This window comes from Pseudomonas donghuensis (assembly GCF_000259195.1).
Taxonomy (GTDB): Bacteria; Pseudomonadota; Gammaproteobacteria; order Pseudomonadales; family Pseudomonadaceae; genus Aquipseudomonas; species Aquipseudomonas donghuensis.
The window spans coordinates 100,654-105,556 of sequence record NZ_JH650774.1 but is presented as its reverse complement, the minus strand read 5'-3'; the positions used below and the strand labels follow the sequence as shown (position 1 = coordinate 105,556).

Here is a 4,903-nt window from a genome sequence, read left to right as displayed (position 1 = left end):
CCCCCCACCCCCAGCCATAGCGGCGGCCGCCTGATCGAAGGCGATGCCTTTCACCCTGCCGCCAACATCCAGAAGATGAGCGCCGGCATTCCCCTGGATGACGACGACCGTGCGGGTTGGTTGATCCTTCTGGGTGAAGAACTGCAACGTACCCTCAAAAGCGGCGCACGGCCGATCCTCACCTGCTCGGCGCTGAAAAAACGCTACCGCGATGCCCTGCGCCACGCGGTGCCGGACCTGGGCTTCGTGTTCCTCGAACTCAGCCCCGAAGAAGCCGAACGCCGGGTACTGGCCCGCCCCGGCCACTTCATGCCCGCCAGCCTGATCGAAAGCCAGTTCGCCGCCCTCGAACCGCCCCATGGCGAGCCACTGACCCTGCCACTGGACGCCACCCTGCCGGTGGACAAGCTGGCCATCGAGGTAGACCAGTGGCTAAAGCCCTGCGGTGAACCGTTGCTGGCGCGAACGGCCTGACCCTGGCTGTTTTCTCGGCTCACCAAAGATAGCGCTGTCTCGCCCCGTAAACGCTGCAAACGTTACGCCCACAAAAATGACAAGATGAGGCACTGAACCATGTTCGGTTTGGCAACTGATACCTACCTGCTGCTCGACGCGGTGATCACCATCATCGGCCTGGTGCTGCTGATCACCCACTTCAAGGTCCACCCCTTTGTCGCCCTGACCCTGGCCGCAGGCTTTCTTGGCCTGACCTCCGGCATGCCGGTGGCCAAGGTGATGAAATCATTCCAGGACGGCTTCGGTGGCGTGCTCGGCTTTGTCGGCATCGTCCTGGCCCTGGGCACCATGCTCGGCAAGCTGATGGCCGATTCCGGCGGTGCCGACCAGATCGCCCAGACGCTGATTCGTGCCTTCGGTAAACAGAAGGTGCACTGGGCGATGATGTTCGCCGCCTTTCTGGTGGGTATTCCGCTGTTCTTTGAAATCGGCTTCGTATTGCTGATTCCGCTGGTGTTCATCGTCGCCCGGCGCTCCGGGGTGTCGCTGATCAAGATCGGCATTCCGCTGCTGGCCGGGTTGTCGGTGGTCCACGGCCTGGTGCCGCCCCACCCGGGGCCGCTGCTGGCGATTGGCATCTTCAATGCCGACATCGGCAAGACCATCTTCTACGGGCTGATCGTCGCCCTGCCCACGGCGATCATCGCCGGCCCCCTGTACGGCAACTTCATCTCCAAGTACATCCCGGGCAACCCGAACAAGGAGCTGATGGACCAGATCGCCCGCGAGTCCGACCAGCACAACCTGCCTAGCTTCAGCATCACCCTGATCACCGTGCTGCTGCCGGTGTTCCTGATGCTGCTGAAAACCTTCGCTGACGTGGTACTGCCGGCCGAGCATATCGTCCGTCAGTGGATGGACCTGATTGGCCACCCGATCAGCGCCCTGCTTGCCGCCCTGCTCCTGGCCTTCTACACCTTTGGCGCGGCGCGCGGTTTTTCCCGCCAGCAGATCATGAAGCTGCTCGACCAGAGCCTGGCGCCAACGGCGGCAATCGTCCTGATCGTCGGTGCCGGTGGTGGCTTCAAGCAGATGCTGGTGGATACCGGCGTGGGTAATGTGATCGGGCAGATGGCCGTACAGGCGCAGATATCGCCAATCATGCTGGCCTGGCTGGTGGCGGCGGTGATTCGCATCGCCACCGGTTCCGCGACGGTGGCGACCATTACCGGGGCCGGGATCGTCGCGCCGGTGATCGGCATGATTCCGGGGGTCAACCGCGAGCTGCTGGTGCTGGCGACCGGCGCGGGGTCGTTAATTCTGTCCCACGTCAACGATGCCGGCTTCTGGCTGGTGAAGCAGTACTTCAACATGACCGTGGCCGAGACCTTCAAGACCTGGAGCATGATGGAGACCATCCTGTCGGTGGTCGGCATCATCTTTATCATGCTGCTGTCGTTGGTGGTCTGAAGACCTGCGGGCTGCTGCGCAGCCCATCGCTGGCAAGCCAGCTCCCACAAGTTCGGTGTACACAGGACCTTGTGGGAGCTGGCTTGCTAGCACATCAGATCAAAAAGCTGCCTTGAAGATCGCCTCGATCTCCTCCTGGCTGGCCACCCGCGGGTTGGTCAGGCCGCAAGCATCCTTCAAGGCATTGCTGGCCAGGGTCGGAATATCCGCCTCCTTCGCCCCCAGCAGCGCCAACCCGGCCGGGATATCAATGGCCCGCGACAGGTTCTCGATCGCCGCCAGGGCCGCATCGCTGCCCTGCTCGACGTTCATGGCGCTGACCTCCACGCCCATGGCCTTGGCCACATCACGCAGGCGCGCGGCACTGACGCTGGCGTTGAAGCGCTGTACATGGGGCAACAGCACCGCATTGCAGACACCATGGGGCAAGTCATAGAAGCCACCGAGCTGGTGAGCCATGGCATGCACGTATCCCAGGGAAGCGTTGTTGAATGCCATGCCGGCGAGGAACTGGGCGTAGGCCATGTTCTCCCGGGCCTGAAGGTCGCTGCCGTCGGCTACGGCCTGGCGCAGGTTGTCGCTGATCAGCTCGATGGCCTTGATGGCGCAGGCATCGGTGATCGGCGTGGCCGCCGTCGATACATAGGCTTCAATGGCGTGGGTCAAGGCATCCATGCCGGTGGCCGCCGTCAGGCCTTTGGGCATGCCGACCATCAGCGCCGGGTCGTTGACCGACAGCAGCGGCGTGACGTTGCGGTCGACGATGGCCATTTTCACGTGGCGCGCTTCGTCAGTGATGATGCAGAAGCGGGTCATCTCGCTGGCCGTACCGGCCGTGGTATTGATGGCAATCAGCGGCAGTTGCGGCTTGGCCGACCGGTCGACGCCTTCGTAGTCACGGATGTGCCCGCCGTTGGTGGCGCACAGGGCGATGCCCTTGGCACAGTCATGGGGCGAGCCGCCGCCCAGGGAAATCACACAGTCGCAACGCTCGCGCTGCAACAGCGCCAGGCCCTGCTCGACGTTGGCAATGCTCGGGTTGGGCTTGGCGCCATCGAAGATCGCCGAGTCGATGTCGCGCATCGCCAGCATTTCGGCCATGCGCTCGGCAACGCCGGCTTTGGCCAGGCCCGCGTCAGTGACGATCAAGGCCTTGCGCAGGCCATACCCGGCAATGGCAGCCATCGCCTCTTCGAGGCAATCGATGCCCATGATATTGACGGCGGGGATGAAAAACGTGCTGCTCATGGCGAGATCCTCATGCAATGTACCTTTGCCTAGAGGATCCGCCTGTCGGCCCTGCCCCGTGTTGATCTGGGGCAAGGCCTGGCTCAGCCGAGGAACAGCCGGTAGGCCGGGTTGTCGCTTTCGTCCCAGTAGCGGTAGCCCATGGCGTCCAGCGCCTCGGGCAGGCTGGCCTGTTCGTCCTGCGGCACTTCCAGGGCGGCGAACACCCGCGCCTCGGCGGCGCCGTGGTTGCGGTAGTGGAACAGGCTGATGTTCCAGCGTTTGCCCAGGCGCTCCAGAAAGCCCAGCAAGGCTCCCGGGCGCTCGGGGAATTCAAAGCGCAGCACGCGCTCGTCCGCACCCGGCCCGGCGTGGCCACCGACGGTATGGCGCACGTGCAGCTTGGCCAGTTCGTTGTCGGTCAGGTCCAGCACCGTGTAGCCCTGCTCGCGCAGGCTGGCCAGCAACTGCTCGCGGGGATCGGTCTGCGGGTGGGTCTGCACGCCCACGAACAGCCGCGCTTCCTTGCCCGGATAGTAGCGGTAGTTGAACTCGGTGATCTGGCGCTTGCCCAGGGCCTGGCAAAAGGCGCGGAAACTGCCCGGCTGCTCGGGGATGGTCACGGCGATGATCGCTTCGCGCTGTTCGCCAAGTTCGGCACGCTCGGCCACATGGCGCAGGCGGTCGAAGTTGACGTTGGCGCCGGAATCGATGGCCACCAGGGTCTGCCCCTGCACGCCTTCGCGGGCCACGTACTTCTTGATCCCGGCCACCGCCAGGGCGCCGGACGGCTCGGTGATCGAGCGGGTGTCGTCGTAGATGTCCTTGATCGCCGCGCACAACTCGTCGCTGCTGACAGTGATCACCTCGTCGACATAGTGGCGGCACAGTTCAAAGCAATGGGCACCGATCTGCGCCACCGCCACCCCCTCGGCAAAGCTGCCGACCTGAGCCAGCACCACCCGCTCGCCGGCGGCCATGGCCGCTTGCAGGCAATTGGAGTCGTGCGGCTCGACACCGATCACCTTGACCTCGGGGCGCAGGTATTTGACGTAGGCCGCGATGCCGGCGATCAGGCCGCCACCACCGACCGGGACGAAGATTGCATCCAGCTCGCCCGGTTGCTGGCGGAGGATTTCCATGGCCACGGTGCCTTGCCCGGCGATCACGTCCGGGTCGTCGAACGGCGGCACGAAGGTCGCGCCTTCGCTGTCGGCCAGTTTCAAGGCATGGGCCAGCGCGTGCGGGAAGCTCTCGCCGTGCAGCACCACCTGGCCGCCGCGCGAACGCACGCCTTCAACCTTGAGCTCAGGGGTGGTGGTTGGCATCACGATGGTCGCGCGCATGCCCAGCTCGCGGGCGGCCAGGGCGACCCCCTGGGCATGGTTGCCGGCCGACGCGGTGATCACCCCGCGCTGGCGCTGGGCCGGGCTCAGGCGGCTGAGACGGGTATAGGCACCGCGGATCTTGAAGGAAAAGGTCGGTTGCAGGTCTTCGCGCTTGAGCAACACCTGGTTGCCGAGGCTGCGCGACAAGGCCGGCGCAGCTTGCAGGGGCGTTTCGATCGCCAGGTCGTACACGGGTGCCGCAAGAATGCGCCGCACGTAGTCAGACAGCAGGTTCAGCGGTGCGGACGGTGTACGGGGGCTTACGGCAAGGCTGGTCATCAGTGACTCCTGGTGTTTTAAAGTGCCCAGGAGAGAGAGAAAGAACCCGCCTCCAGGGCGGGTTCGGTGCAAGTGCCAGCTAG

The 4,903-nt window shown here is 64.5% G+C and carries 4 protein-coding genes; 2 read left to right on the top strand and 2 right to left on the bottom strand.

The window, feature by feature from the left end:
- A partial coding sequence (locus tag UW3_RS27410) for a gluconokinase (RefSeq protein WP_010225280.1) occupies positions 1 to 474 on the top strand: 474 nt, incomplete at its 5' end.
- Positions 475 to 573: 99 nt separating this feature from the next.
- Entirely contained in the window at positions 574 to 1,926 is a 1,353-nt protein-coding gene (locus tag UW3_RS0120800) for a GntP family permease (RefSeq protein WP_010225279.1), read from the top strand.
- Between the two features lie 99 nt (positions 1,927 to 2,025).
- On the opposite strand, the gene yiaY is transcribed toward UW3_RS0120800, so the two are convergent.
- A complete protein-coding gene (yiaY, locus tag UW3_RS0120795) occupies positions 2,026 to 3,174 on the bottom strand; it encodes an L-threonine dehydrogenase (RefSeq protein ID WP_010225278.1) in 1,149 nt (382 codons plus the stop codon).
- An 83-nt stretch (positions 3,175 to 3,257) separates the two neighbouring features.
- A complete protein-coding gene (gene ilvA, locus UW3_RS0120790) occupies positions 3,258 to 4,820 on the bottom strand; it encodes a threonine ammonia-lyase, biosynthetic (RefSeq protein ID WP_010225277.1) in 1,563 nt (520 codons plus the stop codon).
- Positions 4,821 to 4,903: the final 83 nt, after the last annotated feature.

Coding starts and splice junctions, on each gene's coding strand:
- UW3_RS0120800 (WP_010225279.1), top strand. CDS start 574: ATGTTCGGTTTGGCAACTGATACCTACCTGCTGCTCGACGCGGTGATC.
- ilvA (WP_010225277.1), bottom strand. CDS start 4,820: ATGACCAGCCTTGCCGTAAGCCCCCGTACACCGTCCGCACCGCTGAAC.
- yiaY (WP_010225278.1), bottom strand. CDS start 3,174: ATGAGCAGCACGTTTTTCATCCCCGCCGTCAATATCATGGGCATCGAT.